At 67.3% G+C, this 21,892-nt stretch carries 21 protein-coding genes; 9 read left to right on the top strand and 12 right to left on the bottom strand.

All coding sequences use genetic code 11. The features are described 5' to 3' along the window. Nucleotides 1-45: 45 nt before the first annotated feature. Both ACTIEY_RS12020 and ACTIEY_RS12015 read right to left on the bottom strand, forming a co-directional pair. Nucleotides 46-828, bottom strand: coding sequence for an SDR family oxidoreductase (locus ACTIEY_RS12020; protein ID WP_439519333.1), 783 nt, complete (start codon nucleotides 826-828; stop codon nucleotides 46-48). Then, entirely contained in the window at nucleotides 825-1,154 is a 330-nt protein-coding gene (locus ACTIEY_RS12015) for a nuclear transport factor 2 family protein (protein ID WP_439519332.1), read from the bottom strand. The genes ACTIEY_RS12020 and ACTIEY_RS12015 overlap by 4 nt, the downstream gene beginning before the upstream one ends. Nucleotides 1,155-1,254: 100 nt before the next feature. Here ACTIEY_RS12015 and ACTIEY_RS12010 point away from each other — a divergent pair, with 100 nt between their 5' ends. Together ACTIEY_RS12010 and ACTIEY_RS12005 are read left to right on the top strand one after the other, a co-directional pair. Continuing rightward, nucleotides 1,255-2,163: a LysR family transcriptional regulator gene (locus ACTIEY_RS12010; RefSeq protein ID WP_439519331.1), complete on the top strand. Its 909-nt coding sequence runs from the start codon at nucleotides 1,255-1,257 to the stop codon at nucleotides 2,161-2,163. A 216-nt stretch (nucleotides 2,164-2,379) separates the two neighbouring features. Continuing rightward, nucleotides 2,380-3,831 (top strand): alpha/beta hydrolase, encoded by a 1,452-nt coding sequence (locus tag ACTIEY_RS12005; protein WP_439519330.1) that lies wholly within the window; start codon nucleotides 2,380-2,382, stop codon nucleotides 3,829-3,831. 66 nt (nucleotides 3,832-3,897) lie between these two features. Here the strand turns inward: ACTIEY_RS12005 and ACTIEY_RS12000 are convergent, their stop codons facing one another. From ACTIEY_RS12000 to ACTIEY_RS11980, 5 genes are all read right to left on the bottom strand, one after another. Next, nucleotides 3,898-4,368 carry an EVE domain-containing protein gene (locus tag ACTIEY_RS12000; protein WP_439519329.1) on the bottom strand — a complete coding sequence of 157 codons (471 nt, stop codon included), beginning with the start codon at nucleotides 4,366-4,368 and terminating at the stop codon, nucleotides 3,898-3,900. 71 nt (nucleotides 4,369-4,439) lie between these two features. Continuing rightward, the gene (locus ACTIEY_RS11995) at nucleotides 4,440-6,203 is read right to left on the bottom strand and encodes a methyl-accepting chemotaxis protein (protein WP_439519328.1); all 1,764 of its coding nucleotides are present in this window, start codon (nucleotides 6,201-6,203) and stop codon (nucleotides 4,440-4,442) included. Nucleotides 6,204-6,222: 19 nt separating this feature from the next. Then, a complete protein-coding gene (locus tag ACTIEY_RS11990) occupies nucleotides 6,223-6,744 on the bottom strand; it encodes a chemotaxis protein CheW (RefSeq protein WP_439519327.1) in 522 nt (173 codons plus the stop codon). 63 nt (nucleotides 6,745-6,807) lie between these two features. Next, complete coding sequence (locus ACTIEY_RS11985) at nucleotides 6,808-8,043, bottom strand: Fic family protein (protein WP_439519326.1); 1,236 nt, start codon at nucleotides 8,041-8,043, stop codon at nucleotides 6,808-6,810. Between the two features lie 111 nt (nucleotides 8,044-8,154). Continuing rightward, complete coding sequence (locus ACTIEY_RS11980) at nucleotides 8,155-9,453, bottom strand: NAD(P)/FAD-dependent oxidoreductase (protein WP_439519325.1); 1,299 nt, start codon at nucleotides 9,451-9,453, stop codon at nucleotides 8,155-8,157. A 68-nt stretch (nucleotides 9,454-9,521) separates the two neighbouring features. On the opposite strand from ACTIEY_RS11980, the gene ACTIEY_RS11975 reads away from it, so the two are divergent. Then, complete coding sequence (locus ACTIEY_RS11975) at nucleotides 9,522-10,619, top strand: mechanosensitive ion channel family protein (protein WP_439519324.1); 1,098 nt, start codon at nucleotides 9,522-9,524, stop codon at nucleotides 10,617-10,619. On the opposite strand, the gene ACTIEY_RS11970 is transcribed toward ACTIEY_RS11975, so the two are convergent. Further along, a complete protein-coding gene (locus tag ACTIEY_RS11970; RefSeq protein ID WP_439519323.1) occupies nucleotides 10,568-11,389 on the bottom strand; it encodes a class I SAM-dependent methyltransferase in 822 nt (273 codons plus the stop codon). The two genes, ACTIEY_RS11975 and ACTIEY_RS11970, sit on opposite strands and share 52 nt — an antisense overlap. Nucleotides 11,390-11,394: 5 nt before the next feature. Next, the gene (locus ACTIEY_RS11965; RefSeq protein WP_439519322.1) at nucleotides 11,395-12,207 is read right to left on the bottom strand and encodes a class I SAM-dependent methyltransferase; all 813 of its coding nucleotides are present in this window, start codon (nucleotides 12,205-12,207) and stop codon (nucleotides 11,395-11,397) included. Between the two features lie 257 nt (nucleotides 12,208-12,464). Between ACTIEY_RS11965 and ACTIEY_RS11960 the strand changes: the two genes are divergently transcribed. Beyond that, nucleotides 12,465-12,992 carry an OsmC family protein gene (locus ACTIEY_RS11960; RefSeq protein ID WP_439519321.1) on the top strand — a complete coding sequence of 176 codons (528 nt, stop codon included), beginning with the start codon at nucleotides 12,465-12,467 and terminating at the stop codon, nucleotides 12,990-12,992. Continuing rightward, nucleotides 12,993-13,967 (top strand): AraC family transcriptional regulator, encoded by a 975-nt coding sequence (locus ACTIEY_RS11955; RefSeq protein ID WP_439519320.1) that lies wholly within the window; start codon nucleotides 12,993-12,995, stop codon nucleotides 13,965-13,967. On the opposite strand, the gene ACTIEY_RS11950 is transcribed toward ACTIEY_RS11955, so the two are convergent. Then, on the bottom strand, nucleotides 13,968-16,043 hold the full coding sequence (locus ACTIEY_RS11950) for an AsmA family protein (protein WP_439519319.1): 2,076 nt from the start codon (nucleotides 16,041-16,043) through the stop codon (nucleotides 13,968-13,970). Nucleotides 16,044-16,268: 225 nt separating this feature from the next. Here ACTIEY_RS11950 and ACTIEY_RS11945 point away from each other — a divergent pair, with 225 nt between their 5' ends. From ACTIEY_RS11945 to ACTIEY_RS11930, 4 genes are all read left to right on the top strand, one after another. Further along, the gene (locus ACTIEY_RS11945) at nucleotides 16,269-17,330 is read left to right on the top strand and encodes an MlaE family ABC transporter permease (protein WP_439519318.1); all 1,062 of its coding nucleotides are present in this window, start codon (nucleotides 16,269-16,271) and stop codon (nucleotides 17,328-17,330) included. Further along, a complete protein-coding gene (locus tag ACTIEY_RS11940) occupies nucleotides 17,331-18,146 on the top strand; it encodes an ABC transporter ATP-binding protein (RefSeq protein ID WP_439519317.1) in 816 nt (271 codons plus the stop codon). Continuing rightward, nucleotides 18,143-19,168, top strand: a complete 1,026-nt coding sequence (locus ACTIEY_RS11935; protein WP_439519316.1) for an MlaD family protein — start codon at nucleotides 18,143-18,145, stop codon at nucleotides 19,166-19,168. The genes ACTIEY_RS11940 and ACTIEY_RS11935 overlap by 4 nt, the downstream gene beginning before the upstream one ends. Nucleotides 19,169-19,230: 62 nt before the next feature. Beyond that, a complete protein-coding gene (locus ACTIEY_RS11930; RefSeq protein ID WP_439519315.1) occupies nucleotides 19,231-19,833 on the top strand; it encodes a PqiC family protein in 603 nt (200 codons plus the stop codon). Here ACTIEY_RS11930 and ACTIEY_RS11925 read toward each other — a convergent pair. Next, on the bottom strand, nucleotides 19,830-20,786 hold the full coding sequence (locus ACTIEY_RS11925) for a substrate-binding domain-containing protein (RefSeq protein WP_439519314.1): 957 nt from the start codon (nucleotides 20,784-20,786) through the stop codon (nucleotides 19,830-19,832). The genes ACTIEY_RS11930 and ACTIEY_RS11925 overlap by 4 nt on opposite strands. A 68-nt stretch (nucleotides 20,787-20,854) precedes the next feature. After that, nucleotides 20,855-21,892 (bottom strand): ABC transporter permease, encoded by a 1,038-nt coding sequence (locus tag ACTIEY_RS11920; protein ID WP_439519313.1) that lies wholly within the window; start codon nucleotides 21,890-21,892, stop codon nucleotides 20,855-20,857.

The raw sequence follows: 21,892 nt of genomic DNA, 5'->3' as shown, positions 1-21,892 counted from the left end.
GCGCCCGATTCTGCCTTCATCGAAGCGCCATGCGGTGGCCTGCCGTTACACCGTGGGCACCGTGCCGCCGTCGATCAGGTGCTCCGAACCCGAGATGGAGCCGGCGCGCGGCGAGACCAGAAAGGCAATGAGGTCGGCCACTTCCTGTGGCCGGGCGGGCCGGCCGAGCGGAATGCCACCGAGCGACTGCATGATGATCCGCTGGCCGCCCGCGTAGTCCGTGCCGGCCTGGGCGGCCAGGCGCTCGGCCAGGGCCACCGAGGCGTCGGTCTCGACCCAGCCTGGCGATACCCGCAGCACGCGAACGCCTTGGGGCGTCACTTCTTTCGAGAGTGCCTTGCTGTAGTTGGACAGGGCGGCCTTGGCCGCGGCGTACGCGATGGTGGACTCCGGTAACGGCAGCACGCGCTGGATGGAAGTGACGTGGACGATGACGCCCGAACCCTGCGCCAGCATGGCGGGCAGCAGGGCGCGGTCCAGCCGCACGGCGGGCATGAGGTTCTGGTTCAGCTCCGTGGACCATTGCGCATCGTCCAGCGCCGCGAAACCACCACCCGGCGCGCTGGAACCGCCTACCACGTGGACCACGATGTCAACGCCGCCCCATTGACTCAGCACGGCATGCGACACCGCACCCGCGCCCTCTGGCGTGGAGAGATCGGCGGCGATGTGGAAGATGCCTTCCCTCGGCGATGAAGGCACCGAACGCGCCGTGGTCATCACCTGCACGCCGGCGCCGTGCAAGGCTTGCACCACGGCCGCTCCGACGCCCTTGGTGCCGCCGGTCACGAGGGCACGTTGCCCCTGGAGTTGAAGGTCGAAGCTCATGCGCCGATCTCCAGCGAAGCAATCAGGCCGCGTTCCAGACGAAAGCGGTATTCCAGGTTCACCGGGCTGCCGGGGAAGTTGCCGGCCACCTGGCTGCGGACTTTGTGGACCCCGTCGTCGTGTGAATGAGCGCAGGGCTGCGTGGTGTAGCTGTATTTCCTGGATGCGCCGGTCTTCCACGCCTGGATCGCTTCGCGGCCCACGTGGGTGTGGCCTTCGTCCTTGACGCTGGCTTGCGCCGTGAAGCATCGGGCCAGCAATTCCGGATGCTGCTGGTCTGCCGCGAAGTAGGCGGCAATCGGGTCGGGGAGGTTGAGGATGGTCATGTCGAGGCTCCTTTTTGCTGGGGAGCTCCAAGGATGCGATCCCCAGTGAAATAAGTGAATGACCTAGAATTCGAATGCACTGTTTAGAGAAGGATGCACAATGCGGGGCGCTGAATACGCGGAACTGAAGGCGTTTGCCGCCGTGGTGGAGCGGGGCAGCTTCGCGCGCGCCGCCGAACATCTGGGCCTTTCGCCTTCGGCGCTGAGCCAGACCATCCGCCAGCTCGAAGCGCGCCTGGGAGCACGTCTGTTGAACCGCACCACCCGCAGCGTGGCGCCCACGGCCGCTGGCGAGCGTCTGCATGGCCGCATCGCTCCCTTGTTCAGGGAACTCGCCGATGCCGTGGCCGAAGCCGGCGCGGCCACGGGCGAGATGCGGGGCACGCTGCGCATCAACACGCTGGCCATGGCCGCGCGGCAGGTCATCGCGCCGCGGCTCGGACGGTTTCACCGGGCACACCCCGAAGTGACGCTGGACATCGTGGTCGACGACGCGCTGAGCGATATCGTTGCGGGCCGCTTCGATGCCGGCATCCGCGTGGGCAACCGGGTGGAGAAGGACATGATCGCCGTGCGCCTCACGCCGGACGTGAAGATGATCGCCGTGGCCTCGCCCGACTACCTCGCCATTCGAGGCACGCCGCGATCACCCGCCGACCTTCACCACCACGCCTGCATCAACTGGCGCCTGCAGGTCGACGGGCGCGTCTACCAGTGGCAGTTCGAGAAGCGGGGACGCCGGATCGAGGTGGCCGCCGAAGGTCCGCTGGTCACCAACCACTCGGACGTGGGCGTGGCGGCCGCCCTGCAGGGCCTGGGCATCGCCTACGCGTTCGACCACGAGCGTGTGGATGAACCACTGGCGAAGGGAGCCCTGGTGCAGGTCCTCGCCGACTGGTCCATCACGCGACCTGGGCTCTTCCTCTATTTCTCCAACCGGCGTCACCAGCCAGCGGTGCTGGGCGCGTTCATCGACTGCCTGCTGGATCGGGACCTGGCTGCAAGCTGACGTGTGAGTCTGCGCTCAGCGCGGCCAGTGGCGCATGGTTCTGAAGTGGGCAAACGACATGCCCGTTTTCTGTCTGGAATCCATGCGCGTCGCCTGTGCGACTTCTTTCGGGTTATCCCGCTCCTGCCGTTTTTTTGCTCACCGCATAACCCATGGGTTGCTCGCGCGTGAGTGCGATCAACCATTGGATCGACCTACAACGACTTGGAGACAACCTTGAAAACAGCAAACAGATTTCGCCTGGCGATTCTGGCGGGCGCAGCCTTGCTCGCCGCCTGTGGTGGCGGCGGAGACGACCCGGTGGTCGTTGCGCCACCACCGCCCGTGGTGCCTGAAGAAACGCGCCCGCAGGACAGCCGCACCTTCACCCCGCAAGACCCGAGTGCCACCACCTTCGCCGCCATGTCGGGCGTGATGGTCGGTACCGAGCGGTGGGCCGGCGTGCTCAACGGCGCCGCCTACCGCGTGGAAGTGCCCGCCAGCGGCTGGAACGGCAGGCTGGTGATGTACGCCCACGGCTTTCGTGGCGAGGGTTCCGCGCTGACCGTGTCCAACCCGAGCATTCGCCGCTACCTCATCGAGAACGGCTACGCCTGGGCGGCTTCGAGCTATTCCACCAACTACTACGACGTGCGCACCGGCGTGGAAGACACCAATGCCCTCGCCCTGGCTTTCAACAGCATCGCCGCCGCCAACGGCCGCGTGCTGCCCGCGCCGAGCCGCATCTACATCACCGGCCACTCCATGGGCGGTCATGTCACCGGCGCGGCCATCGAACAGGAGGCCATGGCGACCGCCAAGAACAAGGTGAGCTACCACGGGGCCGTGCCCATGTGCGGCGTGATGGGCGATACCGAACTCTTCAACCGGTTCGCCGGGATGCAGGTCACGGCCCAGGCCCTGGCCGGCGTGCCCAGCTACCCCACCGACAAATGGTCGGAGATCGTGGGGCTGGTCAACAGCACGCTGTTCTCCACCTTCACCGCAGCCAACATCGTGCCCACCGCGCAAGGGGTGAAGTACCTGTCGGTGGTGGAGAACCTCACCGGTGGCGAGCGTCCCATGTTCGACGAGGGCGTGCTGTACGGCCGCAGCTTCCAGTCGGCCTACGGCACCTTCGGCAGCGACGGCACCGTCACCGGCATCCTGAACCGCAACGTCCTGGACACCAACGCGCTGACCTACGTGATCGCAGGCGACGCACCGGGTTCGGCCTCGCTCAACGCGTCGGCGATCAAGCTCACCGCCGCGCCGGACGCCAACCGCCTGAGAAGGGATGGCCTGCGCTGGATTCCAGTGATCAACGGCGAGTTCAAGATTCCGGTGGTGTCCATCCACACGCTGGGCGATCTGTTCGTGCCCTTCAGCATGCAGCAGGTCTACCAGCAGCGCGCGGCCGCCAAGGGCAATGCCGGCTGGCTGGTGCAGCGCGCCATTCGCGGCGCCAGCCATTGCGACTTCACCACGGCCGAGCAGGTCAAGGCCTTCGAGGACATGGTGACCTGGGAGCAGACCGGCGTGAAACCCTTGGGCGACGACGTCATGACCCCGGCCACCGTGGCCAACGCCGCCTACGGCTGCACGTTCACCGACAACACACTCGGCGTGGACGACACCGGCACCGCCGCGTCCTCGTTCCGCCCGATCGCACCTGCCTGCCCTCCCTGATCGCAGCGTTTCACGAGAAAGCCCCGATGCGGTTTCGCGTCGGGGCTTTTTTTGACTCGGAAACTCTCAGTGGCTCGCCAGCTTCTCCTGGATGACCGCCCAGTGTTCCTCACTCACCGGTGTGATCGACAACCGGTTGCCCCGCTTCAACACCACCATGTCCGCCAGTTCGGGGATCTCGCGCAGTTCGGGCAGACCCATCAGGCGCGTCTTCTTCACCGCCTTCACGTCCAGCAGCAGCCAGCGCGGCTCCTCGGGTTTGGAGGCTGGGTCGAAGTAGGGGGACTTCTTGTCGAACTGCGTGGGATCGGGCCGGGTGGCAGACGCCACTTTGGCGATGCCGGCGATGCCCGGCTCGGGGCAGCTCGAGTGGTAGAACAACACGCCGTCGCCGACCTTCATCTGGTCGCGCATGAAGTTGCGGGCCTGGTAGTTGCGCACGCCGGTCCAGGGCACGGTGGCCTTGGGTGCGTTCAGTGCGTCGTCGATCGAGCACTCGTCGGGCTCGGATTTCATCAGCCAGTACTGGTGGGTCATCGCGCCATTCTGCGGATTTTCCCGGGGCTGTCGAGGCCCCGCTGATTTGCGTCAGCGAGGCGTCGTGGGCATCAGAAGGATTCCCAGTCGTCGTTCTGAGCGGCGGCGACCTTCTCCGCCGGTGCCACCCGGGTCTTGAGCGTGGGCGGCGCAACGGCCGGGGCCTGCGCGCGTGCAGCGGTGGGCCTGGCTGCAGCGGTGGGTGCCTTCGGCGAAGATTTCACCGGGGGCGCCTTGCGCGGCTCGGCCGGGCGCAACTGGGTGATGGCGCTTTGCGTGGCGGCGTGGGCATCCACCCGGAACACCTGCACCACTTGCGCCAGGCGGTCGGCTTGGTCGTTCATGCTCGACGCGGCGGCCGCGCTTTCTTCCACCAGCGCGGCGTTCTGCTGCGTGAGCTGGTCCAGGTTGGCCACGGCGGCGTTGATCTGGTTCACGCCATCGGCCTGTTCGCCCGATGCGCTGGCGATCTCGCCGATCATGTCGCGCACGCGCACCACGTTCTCCACGATCTCGCCCATGGTCTGTCCGGCCTGGTTCACCAGCTCGGTGCCCGTGGTCACCTTGTCCACGCTGGCGCCGATCAGCACCTTGATTTCCTTGGCGGCCTGCGCGCTGCGCTGCGCCAGGTTGCGCACCTCGCCTGCCACCACCGCGAAGCCGCGGCCCTGTTCACCTGCACGAGCCGCTTCCACGGCGGCGTTCAGCGCCAGGATGTTGGTCTGGAAGGCAATGCCATCGATCACGCCGATGATGTCGCTGATCTTGCGCGAGGCCTGGTTGATCTCTTCCATGGTGGCCACCACCTGGCTCACCACGGCGCCGCCTTTTTGCGCGCTCTGGCCCGCCACGTCGGCCAGCTGGTTCGCCACGCGGGCCGAATCGGCGGACTGGCGGATCGCGCCGGACATCTGCTCCATGCTCGCCGCGGTCTGCTGCAGGTTGGACGCGGTCTGCTCGGTGCGGGCCGAGAGATCGTTGTTGCCGGTTGCGATCTCGCGCGCGGCCACGTTGATGTTCTCGGTGCCGCGCTTCACATCGGCCACCACATTCACCAGCCGGTCGCGCATGCTGAGCAGGGCTGCGCTCATGGCACCGAACTCGTCCTTGCGGTCGTTGCGAATCTGCGCGGTGAGGTCGCCGCTGGCGATCTGCTCTGCGAAGCCCATGGCTTCGCGAAGCGGGTTGCGGATGTTTCGGATGAGGAAGAACGCACCCGCCACGATGCCGGCGATCAGGATCGCCACCTGGAAGGCGGCAATGGTGAGGCTGGTCGAGCGGCGCTCGGTGAACTCGGCCTGCGCCTGCTGGCGGATGTCGGTCTGCATGCGGGCGAACTCGCGCAGCGCGGCCAGGTACGGCGTCACGGCGCCGTTGAAGTTCGATGAAATTTCCCGCGAGGCGCCCGCGGCATCGCCAGCCTTCTTCATCTCGTTGGCCTTGGCCAGCGAGTCCAGCACAGCCTTGCGCAGGCCTGCGATCTTTTCCAGCTGGGCCTTCTCGGGCGGGCTCATGTCCATGGCCTGCAGTTGCTTCTGCAACTCGGAAATGGAGGCCACGCCGGCGGGAATCAGGTCCTTGTACATCTCGGCGATGGTCGGGTCGGTGCTGGCAATGGACGCCTGCACACGCGTCACGTTGGTTTCAGTCAGGCCCGCCCATTCGGTGGCGATGGTGGTCTTGGCCGCCAGGGTCGAGAGCACGCGCTCGGATTCCTCGTTCAGGCTGGAAGAGCGCGAGCCGGCCGTGGCCACGACCACGAACAGCGCCACGATGATGGCAATGACGCCGGCCCACAGCCTGGCGCCGACGGAGAGGTGTCGGAAGAAGTTCATGACGAAGGGAGAAGGGGATTTACTGAAGGGCAGGAGGCGCGTTCACCAGGCCCAGTTCGGCGCTGCCGACGAGGGCACCGATGTCGGCCAGGATGAGCATGCGTTCGCCGACGTTGGCGATGCCGGTGATGAAGTCGGCGTCCAGCGAAGTGCTGATCTGCGGCACCGGGCGAATCTGGTCCTGCGTGAGTTCGATCACATCGCTCACGGAATCGACCACCAGGCCGATCACGCGGTCGTGCACGCTGATGACGATGGTGACGGTGAAACCGTTGTATTCCACCTTCTCGCAACCGAGCTTGATGCGCATGTCCACCACCGGCACGATCACGCCGCGCAGGTTGACCACGCCCTTGATGAACGACGGCGCGTTCGCAATGCGGGTGGGCTCCTCGAAAGACCGGATCTCCTGCACATGCAGGATGTCGATGCCGTATTCCTCGGCACCCAGTCGAAAGCTCAGGAACTCACCGGCGCTGGCCAGCGCAGGAGCAGGGTGGCGCGTTGCCGCGGCGGCAGAGGGGTGGTTTGGGATGTCCATGGGGGTCCGGGAAGGAGGGTTGATGCCACCGTATCGGCGGTTTCCCGGAAATCTTGAGGGTCCTCAGGACGACGCTTCCGCCTCCGGCCAGAGCCTGGGGAAATAAAAGCGAAGCGCGTGCTGTGGCACACCCAGACGCAACTTGCCATGGGGAGAGTCGGATTCGAGCAGGCCGCGCTTGAGGAGGGCGCTGACCTGTGACGTGGCCAGGCGATCGCCCAGGCCCAGCATGGCCTTGAAGTCGGCGCGATCCATTTCGCCCTGCAGGGCGTACAGATAGTGCAGGGCTCGCAGTGCTTCGATGCGGACACCCTGTCCGACCACTTGTTCCTCAAAGCTCAGACACGCCGCCATGCGGTCCTTCATGGTGTCAAGCGCCAACGCCTTCGCCATGAACGTCACCTGGTCCTGGCAGATCTCCAAAACATAGCCGATCCAGCGTTCGAGTCCGCGCTCGGTGAGGTTGCCGCGCCCGTCGAGTGCTCCCGCACGCGGTGCGTCTGCGGCATCGAGGTGCGCGTAGTAGGCGTCCTGTGTGCGCGCAAATCCCCGCAGAGGGGACCAGAGGCCGTTTGTCAGGCCCAGGTGGCCCAGCACGAGGTGGCTGTGGAGGCGGGCTACACGCCCGTTGCCGTCGCGAAATGGATGAATCCACGCCAGGCGATGGTGGGCCGCCGCCATGGCCACCACCTGTTTTTCGCCCCGTCTGACGCTGCCGTAGAAGTGCGCCCATCGCTGCAGGAAGAGAGCGAGATGTTCTGCCGCAGGCGCGGCATGGCGCCCAACGCTCACCTCGTTGTTGCGCAGGACGCCAGGTTCGAGTGCTTCGGGGCCGGCCTGGGAATCGGTCGATGGCAGCACGCGATCGGCTTCAGGAAGGCGCGCGAAGAGGTCTTGATGAATGTCCTGCACGGTCTGTTGCGACCAGACTCGCTGGCTGTCCCATTCGGGCCAGAGTTCTTCAAGACGTTGTTCAGTCGCCATGTGGGCGAGTGCCAGGCGCTGGCGTCGCGCTTTGTCCGCATCTTTGGCGTAGTCGTCGCGCAGAGCCTGCTCGATCTCCAGAGGCAGCGTGTGTTGCCCTTCAATGCGATTGGAGTAGTAGGAGTTCATGGCCCGCAACAGATGACGCAGGCCCACCAGCGCACCGGGGGGGCACAACCCAGCCAATCGATCGGACTGGCGGATCAGGTCATGCGCCTGTTCCAGCAAGGGCGTCAATCGGTGCTCACCCGGTAGAAGCGGCTCCATGTCCACCGGATCGGTATGAAGCGCGAATTTTTGCGACTTTGAGATCATGCGTAAGTGTATGACTTACATCGATAATTTCAAAGTACCGCGGGAATTTTTGCGACTTGTAATGCGACTTTTAATGCGCGACTTCGACCTTGAATCCCGATGGGGCGATATTCAGTGCAGCTTCACCAGCGGCGTCGCCCGCTTCACCAGAAAGCGCGCCACCGCCAGCACGCCGGTGCGCAGGGTGCCCAGCACCGCCTGGTGGTGCATCAGGTGCAGGCTCACGTACATGGTGCGGGCCAGCAGGCCCTGTACGTACCAGGTGGACTTGAACAGGTTGCCCATGAGGCTGCCCACGGAGGTCTGCGTTCCCAGCGATACCAGCGAACCGTGGTCCCGGTAGACGTAGGGGCGCCGGGGCGCGGGCTTGTCCATGGCGATGCGCAGCAGCGCGTCGTGCAGGTAGCTGGCCTGCTGGTGGGCGGCCTGGGCGCGTGGGGGCACCCAGCCGCCTTCTGCGGTGGGGCAGGCAGCGCAATCGCCCAGGGCGTGGATGTTCGCCTGGCCCTTGACCCGCAGGTGGTCGTCCACCTCCAGTTGGCCCGAACGGTTGGTGGGCAGGCCCAGGTTGCCCAGCACGTCGGGCGCCTTGATGCCGGCGGCCCACACCACGAGGTCGGCCTGAAAGACACGGCCGGTGGCGTCTTCCACCTGCGTGGGTGTGATGCGCGCCACACGGCATTTGGTCTCGATGGTCACGTGGCGTTCTTTCAGCAGCTTCGCGGCGGCCTCGGACACCTTCTCGGGCAACGGCGCCAGGATGCGGTCGGCGCCTTCGAGCAGCGTGAGCTGCACGTCGCGCTGCGGGTCCAGGCGGCGAAAGCCGTAGCGCGAGTGCACCACGCTGGCTTCGCGCAGTTCGGCGGCCAGCTCCACGCCGGTGGCGCCCCCGCCGATGATGACGATGCGCACCTGGCCTTCGTTGCCCGCGCTCTTGCGCAATTCGGCGGCGGTGAGCAGCTTGAGCATGCGAAGGCGGAAGTGCTCGGCATCGGCCGGGCGGTTGAGCGAGAGCGTGTGCTCGGCCGCACCGGGCACGCTGTAGTGGTTGGCGGTGCTGCCCACCGCCATCACCAGCTGGTCATAGGGCAGGGCGCGGGCGGGTACCAGCTCCTCGCCGCGCTCGTCCAGCACGGGCGCCACCTGCACGGTGCTGGCTTGCAGGTCCAGTCCGGTCATGGCGCCAAAGCAGAAGGTGAAGCGGTTGTCGTGTGCCAGCATTTCGTACGACAGGCCTTCCTGGTGGATGTCCAGGGTGCCCGCCGCCACCTCGTGCAGCGAAGGTTTCCAGATGTGGAACAGCTGCTGGTCCACCAGCGTCACCTGTTCGGCGCCGAGCTGGCGGCCGAGCTTGCAGGCCAGTTCCAGCCCCCCGGCGCCGCCGCCCACGATCACGATGCGTGTTTTCATGGCACCACTGTAGTCCACGCGTTCGCCGGCAACGCGCGTGGGTGGCACGGTACTGGCTATGCTGTGGCATGGACTTGTCGAACTGGCTCCCCGAAAACTTCCCTCCTTTCCTCGTCGATTGGCTGCCTGCGCTGCTGGTGGCGGTGCTGCTCATGCTGCTGGCCGAGCTGGTGTACCGCGTGGGCAGGCGCATCGTGCAACGCGCCGGGCGCGACTCGCCCATGATCATCAGCGTGGGCCGGGCCATCGAGGCGCCCGCGCACCTGCTGCTGCAGTTGCTCGCGCTCAACATTGCGTGGCAGCAGGCGCCGCAGGGCATGGCCTGGCTCACCTGGGCCGAGCGGCTCACCACGCTGCTGTTGATCGGCGTCATCACGTGGCTTCTGACCCGCACGGTGCAGGGCGCTGCCAACGGCGTGGCGGCGGCCAACCCGCTGGCGGTGGCCGACAACCTGGTGGCACGGCGCATCCAGACGCAGACCCTGGTGCTTTCGCGCACGGTGCAGGGTCTCATCATCCTGATCGGCGGCGCGCTCATGCTCATGACCTTTCCAGCGGTGCGGCAGGTGGGGGCCAGCCTGCTCGCATCGGCCGGCGTGGTGGGCATCGTGGCGGGTTTCGCGGCGCGGCCGGTGCTCGGCAACCTCATTGCGGGCTTGCAGATCGGGCTGAGCCAGCCCATCCGGATCGACGACGTGGTGATCGTCGAGAACGAATGGGGCGTGATCGAGGAAATCACCGGCACCTACGTGGTGGTGCGCATCTGGGACCAGCGCCGGCTGGTGGTGCCGTTGCAGTACTGGATCGAAAAGCCATTCCAGAACTGGACGCGCCAGACCTCCGAGCTCATGGGCACCGTCTTTCTCTGGGTGGATTACCGCATGCCGCTGGCGCCCCTGCGCGAAGCCCTGCAAAAGGCCGTCGAAAGCAGCCCGCACTGGGACAAGCGCTTTTCCCTGCTGCAGGTAACCGAAGCCGGCGAGCAGGCCCTTCAGTTGCGCTGCCTGGTCACGGCGGCCTCCGCGGGTGCTGCGTGGGATCTGCGCTGCCACGTGCGCGAACAGCTGATCGACTTCATCCAGCGCGAGTACCCGCAATGCCTGCCGCGCCAGCGTCAGGAGGGCGAGGTGGCGGTGGAGATGAGGAACTCCGCGGGCACGGCATAAGTGCTGCCGCAGCGCCAGGGTTCGATGGCCCGCAGGTAGGCCGCGCACACGCGCTCGCGGGCTGTCTGACCCATGCGTGACCAGGCCAACGCCACCGGCCCGCCCGCAAACGCCGCCCGGCAGGCCTCGTCGGCATCGGCGTAGTGCAGGGTGGTGCTGATGCGCTCGGTCCGCACATCGATGAAGCCGGCCTGCGCACACAGCCGCGCCAGTGCATCGCCCTGGCCCAGGCGGAAGAACAGGGGGCAGACCTCGCTGGCCACTTCGGCATCGACGATGGGAAACAGCGCCGACCAACCGCAGCGCGCGCGCTCGCCCCACACTGCCAGCCCGAGGCGTCCGCCCCGGCGCAGCACGCGCCTCAGTTCTTGCAGGGCCCGCTCGGGCTCGGGCAGGTACATCAGGCCGAAGGCACACAGCGCCACGTCAAAGCCGGCATCGGAGAGATCCAGCTGCTCCGCGTCCATGCGCTCGGCTTCGACGTGGTGCAACTTCAGCGCCCGGGCCCGGTGCAGCGTGGCTTGCACCATGCGCCCGGAAAGGTCCACGCCCCGCACCGTGCCGCGCGGCCCCACTGCGCGCGCAGCGGGCAGCGTGATGAGACCCGTGCCGCAGGCCACGTCCAGCACGCGCTCGCCCGGCGCCAGCGCCACCTGCGCCAGCAGCTCGGTTTGCGCGGGTGCGAGCTGCGCCTGCCACAAGGGCTCATAGTCGTCGGCGGCCAGGTCCCAGCCGTAGCGTTGCACACGGCGTTGCAGGCGCGGCTCCATGGCGTTCAGCTGCGCGTGATCACGATTTCCTGGTATTCACTGGGCACCACCAGCGAACCGGGCCCGGCCTGGTTGAGCCCGACCAGCAATGCGGTGAGATCTGCCTCCAGCGCCTGGGCCTTGTCGGCGGGGAGGGCCGCAAAGGCCTTGTGAACCGGGCCGTACCAGGTGCGGAACACGTCGATGAAGTGCGCGGCGGAGCGGTAGCGGAAGTTAAAGGTGCGCGGCGTCACTGCGATCTTCCCGGCGCCCGAGCCGAACAGTTCGCGCAGATGGGCCTCCGTGCCCCACAGCGAAGGCGGTTGCAGGCCTGCCGGTGGAGGCAGTTGCTTGCCCAGCGTCTTGAAGAGCTGGCCGATGAAGCCGGCAGGCGTCCAGTTGGCCATGCCGATGCGCCCGCCGGGGCGGCACACGCGCAGCATCTCGCTGGCCGAGCGTGCATGGTCGGGCGCGAACATCACGCCGAAGGTGGAGAGCACCACGTCGAAGCTGGCGTCCGCGAACGGCAGTTCTTCCACGTCGGCTTCCTGGAAGCTCACGTCGAAACGCTCGGCGCGCGCGCGTTCTGCGCCGCGCGCGAGCAGGCTGCCCACGTAGTCGGTGGACGTCACCTGGCAGCCTCGCCGCGCTGCAGCCAGGGTGGCGTTGCCGTTGCCGGCCGCCACGTCGAGCACGCGCTCGTCCCAGCGCACATCGCAGGCCTCGGCGAGCGACTCCCCGACGATCTGCAGGGTGGTGCCGATCACCGCGTAGTCGCCACTGGCCCAGGCGGTCTGCTGGCGTGCCTTGAGGGCAATGAAGTCGTTGGATGCGTTCATGGTGTTCTCTCCTGATGGGTGGGTGGCAAGGACGGGTGCGCGCCGCAGAGCGCCGGACCCGTCGTGCAGTGGAACGCTGGTGCACCTTGCGTGTCCGGCTCGATCGGCCTGCGCGCCTGTCCGATCGTCCGTTCTGCGACGGCGCGCGCTGCGGGATTGACGCCGCGTCCGCGAGAGTTGACCCTGCGTCCGGTGACCTTCCCGCCAAGGACACACCCGCCCATAATTCGACGCAGGTTCGCACCAGGAGCAGCACCGTGTCCCAGCTTCCACTTGCCCAGGCCCTTCAACGCGTTCAGACCGTGCTCGAGCGGCGCCCGGATACGGGCCTGCACGATGACGCGCCGGCTTCCGTGAGATGGTCTGGCGGCACGCGCATGCTGGCCAGTCACGCCAACGGCACGGTGCTGCCCACCGACATGCCTGCCGAACTGGGCGGCACGGGTGACCAGGTGACGCCGGGCTGGCTTTTTCGCGCGGGGCTGGCGTCGTGCGCCGCCACCTCCATCACCATGGCGGCTGCCGCTCAGGGCATCGAACTCACCTTGCTGGAGGTGAAGGCCAGCAGCCGCTCCGACACGCGGGGACTGCTGGGCATGGCAGATGCGGATGGACAGCCCGTCTACGCCGGTCCTGGCGATGTGGCGCTCGCCGTGCGCATTGCAGCCCCGGGCGCGTCACCCGAACGGCTGTGTGAACTGGTGCAGACCGGCGTGCAGTGTTCGCCGATACCGTCTGCCGTGCGCACGATCACGCCACTCGCCCTGGACATCGAGATCGCCTGAATGGACGCCCTCTCCGAGACCTTGCGCGTGGTGCAACTGGTGGGCGCCATCTTTCTGCAGGCGCGCTTCACCGCGCCCTGGTGCTACCAGTCGCCGCCCGCCGACGCGGCGGCACCGCTGCTGGAGCCCGATGCAGAGCGCGTGGTGATCTTCCACCTCATCACCGAAGGTGAATGCCACGTGGAACTGGATGGCGAGGAACCCATGCGCCTGACCGCCGGCGACGTGATCCTGTTCCCGCAGGGCGACGCCCATCGCATGGGATCGGCGCCGGGACTTCCGCCCGCCCGTGGTACGCCCTTGAAGGAACTGCTGCAGCGCCGGCCGCGCCAGTTGAACTATGGCGGTGGTGGTGCCACCACGCGGCTGCTGTGCGGCTACCTGGCCTGCGACGCGCGTCTGGCGCGCCTGCTGCTCGCGGGGCTGCCGCCATTGGTGCGCGTGAACGTGCGCGGTTCCAACGCGGGCGTGTGGCTGGAGGCCTCGGTGCGCTATGCGCTGGCGGAGGCGCGATCACCGCGGCCGGGTGGCGCGGGCGTGCTGGCCAAGCTGGCCGAGGTGCTGTTCATCGAGGTGCTGCGGCTGTACATCCACGAGCAGAGTGCGGGCCGCACCGGCTGGCTGGCCGGTCTGGGTGACCGCGTCGTGGGCGCCTCCCTGAATGCCTTGCACCGCAAACCCGCCCACGCCTGGACGCTGGACGAGCTCGCGCGCGAAGCGGGCGCTTCGCGATCGGTGCTGGCCGAACGCTTCCAGCTGCTGGTGGGCAGCTCCCCCATGCAGTACCTGACGCAGTGGCGCATGATGCTCGCGGCCAATCTGCTGTGCCGAAGCAAGGCGCCCATGGCGCAGATTGCGCAAGATGTGGGTTACCAGACCGACACTGCGTTCATCCGCGCGTTCCGCCGGGAATACGGCGTTCCGCCGGCCACCTGGCGGCGCAACCGCCACGCGGCCCCCGACACGGTGCACTGATCAGGGCTTCCTGGCGGGAGCGGCAGCCAGCGTCGGGTTGCAGGGGTCCGCACCTTCCTTGCTGCCCTGTTCGATGAGCGGAATCAATGCCGCCAGCGGCCCCACCGTGGCACCCAGCGCCAGCGCACCCAGCACGCGCCCCACCAGTCCCTGCGCCTCGATCCCCACGTCCGGATTTCCGAGCGTGCCGCCCACGGTGATGGGCGTGCGCAGGGACAGTGGTGACCAGTCCTTCGGCCTCGTCACCACGCGCAGGTCCAGCGACTCGTCCTTCAGGTTGATGGGGCCGGTGACCCAGATGGTGCTGTCCGCGTTGTCGGCCACCGCCAGCCGCGGCTCGATCACGCCGTTGCGCGCCACCAGGTCGAAGCGTGCGCAGCGCAGGGGCAACGGTTTGTCGCCGCTGATGACCACGCCCAGCGCCTGGGCCACGTCCAGTCCCATGGCTTCGGTGACGAGGTACGACACAGTGCCATCGCGCAGGTTGATCTGCATGGGGCCGTTCAGGCTGCCCAGGATGGCTGCGGTGGAGTTGCCCGCGCCAGTGACCTTCACGTTGCCCGAGAGCGCGCCGGTGAGGTACGACTGCACGGGTTGGTCGCCGCCCTGGCGGGCTTCATTTCGTTCACGCTTGAGGGCCGTGGTGGCGGTGGCCGCCGGCGGCTTTTCGGTTGCACTGTCCTTCTGCAAGCCGCGCAGCCAGCCCGCCACATCGATGCCGGCGAAATCCAGATCGGCTTCCCACTTCGCGGGGCTGGCGTTGGCGTCGAGCTGCGTCAGGCCCTTGAGCGAGCCACCCGCCACCACCGTCTGGAGCGATTCGAGGCGCAGCACGCCGCCATCCAGCCGCAGCCGCGTCTGCAGCTGACGCAGGGGCGCCATTGATGCGGTGCCGAAGTCCAGTTCGTCGAATTTCATGCGAACGTCCGCATCCATGGCCTTGAGCGAAGGCAGGTCGAACTTGCGCTGCGGCAACACGCGGCCCTCGGGTTGGCGCTGCGCAGGTTGATCGCCCGCGCCATCGGCGCCCACGGCAGGGCCCAGATCGGCGAAGGCCAGACGCGATCCATTCACTTCCCCACTCAGACGGGCCGGGCTCACGGTCTGGTCAAACAGCAGGTCACCGGCCAGCCGGCTGCTGCCGATGTTCGCGCGCGATGCCTGAAGGCGCCACTGCCCACCTTCGTGTTGCAGGTTGCCTTTCAGGTCGAACGGCGGCGTGGTCGGCAGGGTGATGCCCAGCGGCTCGCCCACGGCGGCCAGCGACGGGCCCTTCAACTCCAGCGCACCGCGCAGCCGCGGTGTGCCCAGCAGCGCCGCGGCCTCACCATCGAACAGCAGCCGCGATGAGGCCACCGTGCCTTCGACGCGCACCGGAACCCACGGCGCCTGAGCGGACGCGTCGGGGTCCTGCAGCAGGGGCAGGGTGCCGCCGGCCTTCACAGCCAGCTTCATCGCCATGGCCTGGTAGCGGCCGTTCACCGTGGCCTCGTAACCAGCACCTTGCTGGCTCACGGCCTCGCCTTCGCTGCCGCGCACGGCAATGTCCAGGTCCACATCCTGCACGGCGTCGCGCCAGTCAATCTTCCCGCGCCCCACCATCAAGGTGCCGAAACGCGGCAGGTCGAAGCCATCGGGGTCCGGCTCCTTCGACTGGCTCTGGTCGCCCAGTTGCCAGTTGGCCTGCCCGTCGGGCGTGCGCAGCAGGTGTGCATCCAGGGTCTCTGCCTGCAACGCGTGCACGCGCAACGGCTCGCCCTGGCGCCAGCGCCACACGTCACCCCAGCGCCAGGCCAGCACCACCTGTCGGGCATCCAGCAGGTGGGGCACCTCAAAGCGTGGGTCCGAACCGATATTGAGGTGATCCACCTCCAGCCGGGGCCGCCAGAACAGATGCAGTTTGAAAGGGCCCTGCAGCGTCGAGGGCACGGCCGTGGCGCGTGTCATCGCGCGCTCGATCGGTTGCCGCAGGAACGGCCATCCGGCCACCTCCAGCGCCACCACGCCCAGCAGGAGCGTGGCCGCCACGCCGATCACCGCGTGTCGGAGTCGGAATCGTCTCTTGGGAAGGTCCATGGCTTCAGGGTAGGCGCGAAACGTCGGGTGTGGCGTAGGCGCAGGCCGCGATCCGTGTGCGCGATGTCCTACAGACGGACCCATCGATAGAATCCACACTCCCCTGCATGAATGGACCGCCCCGTGCACCGTGCCCACCCTGGACATGCCTCTTCGAACGTCATGGAGGCGCATGACGAGGCGCACGCCCCCGAGGCGCGGTGGGATACACAGGGAGATGCATGGGTGCTGCATCTCAGCGGCGACTGGCAGGGCAACGCGGGCACCTTTGCGGTGCCGCCCGAGGGCGACGCGCGCCAGGTGCGAATTGATGCCCAGTTTCTCGGCACCTGGGACGCGGCCCTGGCCTCCGTCCTCTGGACGCAACTCCAACCCTTCGCACAGCGCGAAGTCCCGGTCGATCTCCAGGGCTTGCCCGAAGGACTGCAGGAGATCGTCTCGCTTGCGCTGAAGGGCACGCCGCCGCTGGCGCCTGCGCCGTCCACCAGCTCACCGGGGCGCGTCACGCGGCTGGGCGCCCGCACCGCCGCCTGGTGGGTGGACAAACGCAAGGCACTGACGTTTTTCGGCGAGGTGCTGCTGTCGGTGGGCCGGCTGGTCCGCGGCAAGAGCGACATGCGGGCGTCCGACCTTCTGTGGCAGATCGAACAGACAGGCCCGCGCAGCCTGCCCATCATCGCGCTCGTGAGTTTCCTGGTGGGGCTGATCGTGGCCTACATGGGCGCTGCACAACTCCAGCGTTTCGGCGCGCAGACGTACATCGCCGATCTCGTCACCGTGGGCGTGGTGCGCGAAGTGGCCGCGCTGCTGGTGGGCATTGTGCTGGCCGGTCGCGTGGGCGCTGCCTTTGCGGCGCAGATCGGCAGCATGCGCGCCAACGAAGAGGTGGACGCGCTCGCCACCATGGGCGTGAACCCGGTGGATTTCCTGGTGCTGCCGCGCGTGCTCGCCCTGCTCATCGTCGGCCCCATGCTCACCGCATTCGGTGCGCTGGTGGGCATGGCGGTGGGCTGGCTGGTGGCGGTGGGCATCTATGGTGTGACGCCGCTGGAGTATGTGTATTCCAGCGTGCAGGCGCTGACCCTGCCGCACGTGCTGGTGGGGTTGATCAAGGGCACGGTGTATTCGGTGCTGGTGGCGCTCGCGGGCTGCCTGCAGGGCCTGTCTGCGGGGCGCAGCGCCCAGGCCGTGGGCGACGCGACCACCGCGTCGGTGGTACAAGCCATCGTCTGGATCGTGGTGGCCGCATCGGCGCTCACGGTCGTTTTTCAAAGGCTCGACTTCTAGATGGACACGCAGCAGGACGCATCGCTTGACGCGGCAGCACCACCCACGGCGGTGCAGCCGCTGGTGAGCGTGCGCAAGCTCACGATGGCGTTCGGCCCCAAGGTCATCCAGCGCGACCTGGACTTCGACATCCTGCCTGGCGAGGTGCTGGCCATCGCGGGCGGTAGCGGCTGTGGCAAGAGCACGCTGTTGCGTCACCTGATCGGTCTGCAGGCGCCTGCCGCAGGACAGGTGCTGTATGGCGATCGCGACCTGTACGCCGCCGAGGCGATGGAGCAGCGCAAGCTGCTGCAGACCTTCGGTGTCACCTTTCAGGCGGGGGCCTTGTGGAGCAGCATGACGGTGGGCGAAAACGTCATGCTGCCCATGCAGCTTTTCACCGACATGGACGCGGCGCAGTGCGAACACGAGGCGCGTTTCAAGCTCGCGCTGGTGGGCCTGGGCGGCAGCTTCGACGCCGAACCCGCCACGCTCAGCGGCGGCATGAAGAAGCGTGCGGCCATCGCCCGCGCGCTGGCACTGAATCCGCCGCTGGTGTTCCTGGACGAGCCTTCTGCGGGCCTCGATCCGCTGGCCTCGGCCAACCTCGACGAACTCATCCTGCACCTGCGCAACGACCTTCACACCACGGTGGTGATGGTGAGCCACGAACTCGAGAGCATCTTCACCGTGGCGGACCGCCTGCTGTTCCTCGACGCAGAGACCAAGACCATGACCGCACTCGGCCCCCCCAAAGAACTGCGGCGCAGCGGACCGGAAGGCGTTCAGACCTTCCTTCGCCGCGGCGCGCCTTCTCCCCAGGAGACCTCGACATGAAACGCAAGGCCAGCGCCACGCTGATCGGCACCTTCGTGGTGGCGGGCATCGCTTTGATCGCCATCGCCATCATCGCCCTCGCGGGCAACAACCTGTTCACCCGCAAGGAGCGCACCGTCATGTATTTCAGCGGGTCGGTGTACGGCCTTCAGGTGGGTGCCCCGGTGGTGTTCCGCGGCGTGCGCGTGGGCAGCGTGGAATCGATCGACATCTTCTACGACCGCAAGAACGACAACTACGCCATTCCGGTGGTGGCTGTGCTCGACAGCAACGCCGTGAGCGGGCTCGATGGCAAGCGCGGCTCGGAGCCGGCGCTGCCTGCGCTGGTGGAACGCGGCCTGAGCGCCCAGTTGTCCATGCAGAGCCTGCTCACCGGGCTTCTGTATGTGGACCTGGACCTGCGCCCTAAGCTCGATGGCCAGTTGCGTGGCAGCACCCGCCGCGCGGAGATCGAGATCCCCACGACGGCCACCGCCATCCAGAACCTGCGCGAGCAGTTCGACGGCATGGACTTCCGCCGCATCGCCGAAGACATCTCGGCCATCGCGTCGTCGGCGCGCGCGGTGGTGGGTGGCCCGCAGCTCAAGCAGGCCATGGACGACCTGGCGGCGATCACGGCCACCTTCAAGCGCATCTCCGAGCGGCTCGACAAACGCATCGATCCGCTGGCCAACGAGTTACAGCGGTCGCTGGAGTCCACGCGGAAGGCCATGGACGGCATGGGGCAGGCCGCCGCATCGGTGAACACCACCGCCGAGGGCCTGGGCAAGACGTCCAACCAGGTGTCGGAACTGCTGGCGCCCAACGCGCCGCTGGTGACCAACCTTCAGCGCGCGGCCGACGAGGTGGCACGCACCGCCACATCGCTGCGCGAAGCCACCTCGGGCGACTCGCGCCTGATGACCGGCGCCGACCAGGCGCTCACCGATCTCTCGCGCGCCGCGCGCGCCCTGCGCGACCTGGCCGAAGCGCTCGAACAACAACCTGATTCACTGCTGCGTGGCCGGAGGGTCCCCGAATGAGCGCCGCGCCGGGCCGCCCCAGGCAAGCTCGCACCGCAGTGCGCCGCACGGAGGTTCCTGACATGAAAAGAAGACTGATCCTGGGAGGCGCGTGCGCCTCGACCTTCCTGCTGGCGGCCTGCGCGGGCGACCCGGCTCCCGCCACGCGCTGGTACGAACTGCGCAGCGAACCACCCGGCCCACGGCCTGCGGCGCGTCCAGGCGACGGGGCGGTGTGGGAGGTGGCCAGTGTGGTGGACATGCCGGGCGCACTGGACCGCGACACGCTCATGGTGGCCAGCGGCGCGGCGGGCCTGCAGCCGCTCACCGGCCACCGCTGGGCCGAGCCCCTGCGCGACAGCATTCCCCGCCTGCTGGTGTCCGATCTGGCGCTGCTGCGCGGCGACGGACTGGTATGGCGCGCACCCGCGCCGTCGGGTGTGACGTTGGGCCGCCGGTTGCGCTTGGAGATCGTGACCTTGATGGCCGACGCCGCGCAGCGCACGCTGCGTCTGCAGGCGCGGTGGTGGCTGACGGGAATGGGGGCCGGCGCTGCCGCGCCCGTGCTGGGCGCTGCCGACTTTCAGGTGACGTTGAGCGATGCATCGCCCGATGCCCTGGCCGCCGCGCACCGGGTTGCGCTGTGGCAACTCGCGATGCGGGTGGCAGGGTCAGGGCCGACTTAGAAAGGCGAGTCCGGGAAGTAGTACTTCGACGCGTTTTCCTTGGTGATCAGCACCGAGGGGATCGTGGTGGTGGCGGGCATGGCAGTGCCCTTCACGCGCGACTCGGCCGTGAGCTTCATGGCGTCCGCGATCATGCTGGGCGAATACGTCACATCGGCGGTGACGACCTTGTCGCCGTCCATCACCTTCTTGATGTAGTCCTTGGAACCCGCGCCGCCCAGCACCAGCTTCACGTCGGTGCGCTTGGCCTGCTCAATCGCCTTCTGCACGCCCACGGCCATGTCGTCATCCGATGCCCACACGGCGTCGATCTGCTTGAAGCGCGTCAGGTAGTCCTGCATCACCTTGAAGGCGTCGTCGCGGTTCCAGTTGCCGTGCTTGGCGTCCAGCACCTTGATGTTCGGGTGGTTCTTCATCACCGCGTTGAAGGCGTCGACACGCTGGTTGTCGATCACGGTCGGGATGCCGCGCAGCACCACCACGTTGCCCTTGCCACCCATGGCCTTGGCCATGTACTCGCCGGCCACCTTGCCGAAGCCGGGGTTGTCACCGGCCACATACGCGTTCTGCGCGGTGGGATCGGTGAGGCCACGGTCCACCACCGTCACGAACACGCCCTTGCTCTTGACCTGGCCCACGGGCTTGGTCAGCGGTGCGGATTCGAACGGCAGGATCACCAGCGTGTCGATCTTGTTGACGGTCTGCAGATCCTGCACCTGGTTGGCCTGCTCGGCAGCGGAGCCGGCGGTCTTCACGATGACGGAAGAGCCGGGGTACTGCTTCTCGAGTTCGGCCTTGGTGCGGTTGGCCCAATAGACCACGCCGCCGGTCCAGCCGTGGGTGGCGGCGGGAATCGACACACCCATCACCATCTTGTTCTGGGCGAAGGTGGTCGGTGCCGTGACGAGGGTGGCGATGGCCAGTGAAATGGCAGAAAAAAGGCGTCTGTTCATGATGTCTCCTGGGTAGGTTCTCGAGGCTGAAATGGCTCGCCGGCCAAAGGGCTGCGCCGCCGGGGAATTCATCGTCGCCCTCTTTGGAGGAAGGCCACGACGATGATCACGAAACCCTGCACCGCCGCGTTGAGGTACACGCTGATGATGCTGGTGAGGTTGAGGATGTTGCCGATGACGGAGAGCAGCACGGCACCGACGACAGTGCCGACGATGCGACCCTGGCCGCCCTTGAGCGCCGTGCCACCGACGATGACGGCCGCAATGGCTTCGAGCTCCCAGAGCAGGCCGGTGGATGGCGAGGCCGAGCCCAGGCGCGGCACGTAGAGCAGGGTGGCAATGCCCACGCAAACGCCGAGCAGCACATAGGTGAGGATCTTGATGCGGTCCACCGCCACGGCGGCGTAGCGCGCCACCTGTTCGTTGGAGCCAATGGCCTGCACATAGCGGCCGTAGCGCGTGCGGTTCAGCAGCAGCGCACCGGCCAGCGCCACACCCAGGAACACCCAGATGGGAATGGGAATGCCCAGCCAGGCGCCGTAGTACACCGGGCCGTAGGCGTCGCCGAGATCGTTGTCGAGCGTGAGCGCGCCGCCGTTGGAGAAGTAGGTGAGGTAGGCGCGGAAGATGCCCAGCGTGCCCAGCGTGACGATGAAGGGTTCGATGCGGCCCTTGGTGATGAGCACGCCGTGCGCAAGACCAAAGGCAGCCCCAAGGATGATGGCAATCGCCATGCCGACCAGGACGGCGGCCACCGGGCTGCCCACGAGCGGCGCCACCCAGTTCATCACCATGATCATGCAGCCCGCAATCAGCGCGGCCATGGACCCGACCGAGAGGTCGATGCCGCCGGAGATGATCACGAAGCACATGCCCACGGCGATGATGCCGATGAAGGCCGTGCGCGTGAGCACGTTCATGGCGTTGTCCCAGGTGGCGAAGTCCGGGTTGAGCAGCGTGCCGACGATGCAGAGCAGCACCAGCCCGACGATGGGACCGGCGTTACGCAGGAACTGCCGCAAGGGTTGACGGCCCTGGGTGGGCGGGGCTTCGACAGGCTCAGCCCGAACGGGGGAGGGCTCAGCGTGAGCGGTGTTCTGGTTCAT

The organism is Hydrogenophaga sp. (assembly GCF_051858985.1).
Classification (GTDB): Bacteria; Pseudomonadota; Gammaproteobacteria; order Burkholderiales; family Burkholderiaceae_C; genus Hydrogenophaga.
The sequence above is the reverse complement of the archived record's forward strand: the minus strand, read 5'-3'. Positions and strand labels throughout refer to the sequence as shown.

What these genes read in the sequence shown, in the direction of transcription:
- ACTIEY_RS12020 (WP_439519333.1), bottom strand. Translation starts at nt 828, where the DNA reads ATGAGCTTCGACCTTCAACTCCAGGGGCAACGTGCCCTCGTGACCGGC.
- ACTIEY_RS12015 (WP_439519332.1), bottom strand. Translation starts at nt 1,154, where the DNA reads ATGACCATCCTCAACCTCCCCGACCCGATTGCCGCCTACTTCGCGGCA.
- ACTIEY_RS12010 (WP_439519331.1), top strand. Translation starts at nt 1,255, where the DNA reads ATGCGGGGCGCTGAATACGCGGAACTGAAGGCGTTTGCCGCCGTGGTG.
- ACTIEY_RS12000 (WP_439519329.1), bottom strand. Translation starts at nt 4,368, where the DNA reads ATGACCCACCAGTACTGGCTGATGAAATCCGAGCCCGACGAGTGCTCG.
- ACTIEY_RS11995 (WP_439519328.1), bottom strand. Translation starts at nt 6,203, where the DNA reads ATGAACTTCTTCCGACACCTCTCCGTCGGCGCCAGGCTGTGGGCCGGC.
- ACTIEY_RS11990 (WP_439519327.1), bottom strand. Translation starts at nt 6,744, where the DNA reads ATGGACATCCCAAACCACCCCTCTGCCGCCGCGGCAACGCGCCACCCT.
- ACTIEY_RS11985 (WP_439519326.1), bottom strand. Translation starts at nt 8,043, where the DNA reads ATGATCTCAAAGTCGCAAAAATTCGCGCTTCATACCGATCCGGTGGAC.
- ACTIEY_RS11980 (WP_439519325.1), bottom strand. Translation starts at nt 9,453, where the DNA reads ATGAAAACACGCATCGTGATCGTGGGCGGCGGCGCCGGGGGGCTGGAA.
- ACTIEY_RS11975 (WP_439519324.1), top strand. Translation starts at nt 9,522, where the DNA reads ATGGACTTGTCGAACTGGCTCCCCGAAAACTTCCCTCCTTTCCTCGTC.
- ACTIEY_RS11970 (WP_439519323.1), bottom strand. Translation starts at nt 11,389, where the DNA reads ATGGAGCCGCGCCTGCAACGCCGTGTGCAACGCTACGGCTGGGACCTG.
- ACTIEY_RS11965 (WP_439519322.1), bottom strand. Translation starts at nt 12,207, where the DNA reads ATGAACGCATCCAACGACTTCATTGCCCTCAAGGCACGCCAGCAGACC.
- ACTIEY_RS11955 (WP_439519320.1), top strand. Translation starts at nt 12,993, where the DNA reads ATGGACGCCCTCTCCGAGACCTTGCGCGTGGTGCAACTGGTGGGCGCC.
- ACTIEY_RS11950 (WP_439519319.1), bottom strand. Translation starts at nt 16,043, where the DNA reads ATGGACCTTCCCAAGAGACGATTCCGACTCCGACACGCGGTGATCGGC.
- ACTIEY_RS11940 (WP_439519317.1), top strand. Translation starts at nt 17,331, where the DNA reads ATGGACACGCAGCAGGACGCATCGCTTGACGCGGCAGCACCACCCACG.
- ACTIEY_RS11935 (WP_439519316.1), top strand. Translation starts at nt 18,143, where the DNA reads ATGAAACGCAAGGCCAGCGCCACGCTGATCGGCACCTTCGTGGTGGCG.
- ACTIEY_RS11930 (WP_439519315.1), top strand. Translation starts at nt 19,231, where the DNA reads ATGAAAAGAAGACTGATCCTGGGAGGCGCGTGCGCCTCGACCTTCCTG.
- ACTIEY_RS11925 (WP_439519314.1), bottom strand. Translation starts at nt 20,786, where the DNA reads ATGAACAGACGCCTTTTTTCTGCCATTTCACTGGCCATCGCCACCCTC.
- ACTIEY_RS11920 (WP_439519313.1), bottom strand. Translation starts at nt 21,892, where the DNA reads ATGAACCAGAACACCGCTCACGCTGAGCCCTCCCCCGTTCGGGCTGAG.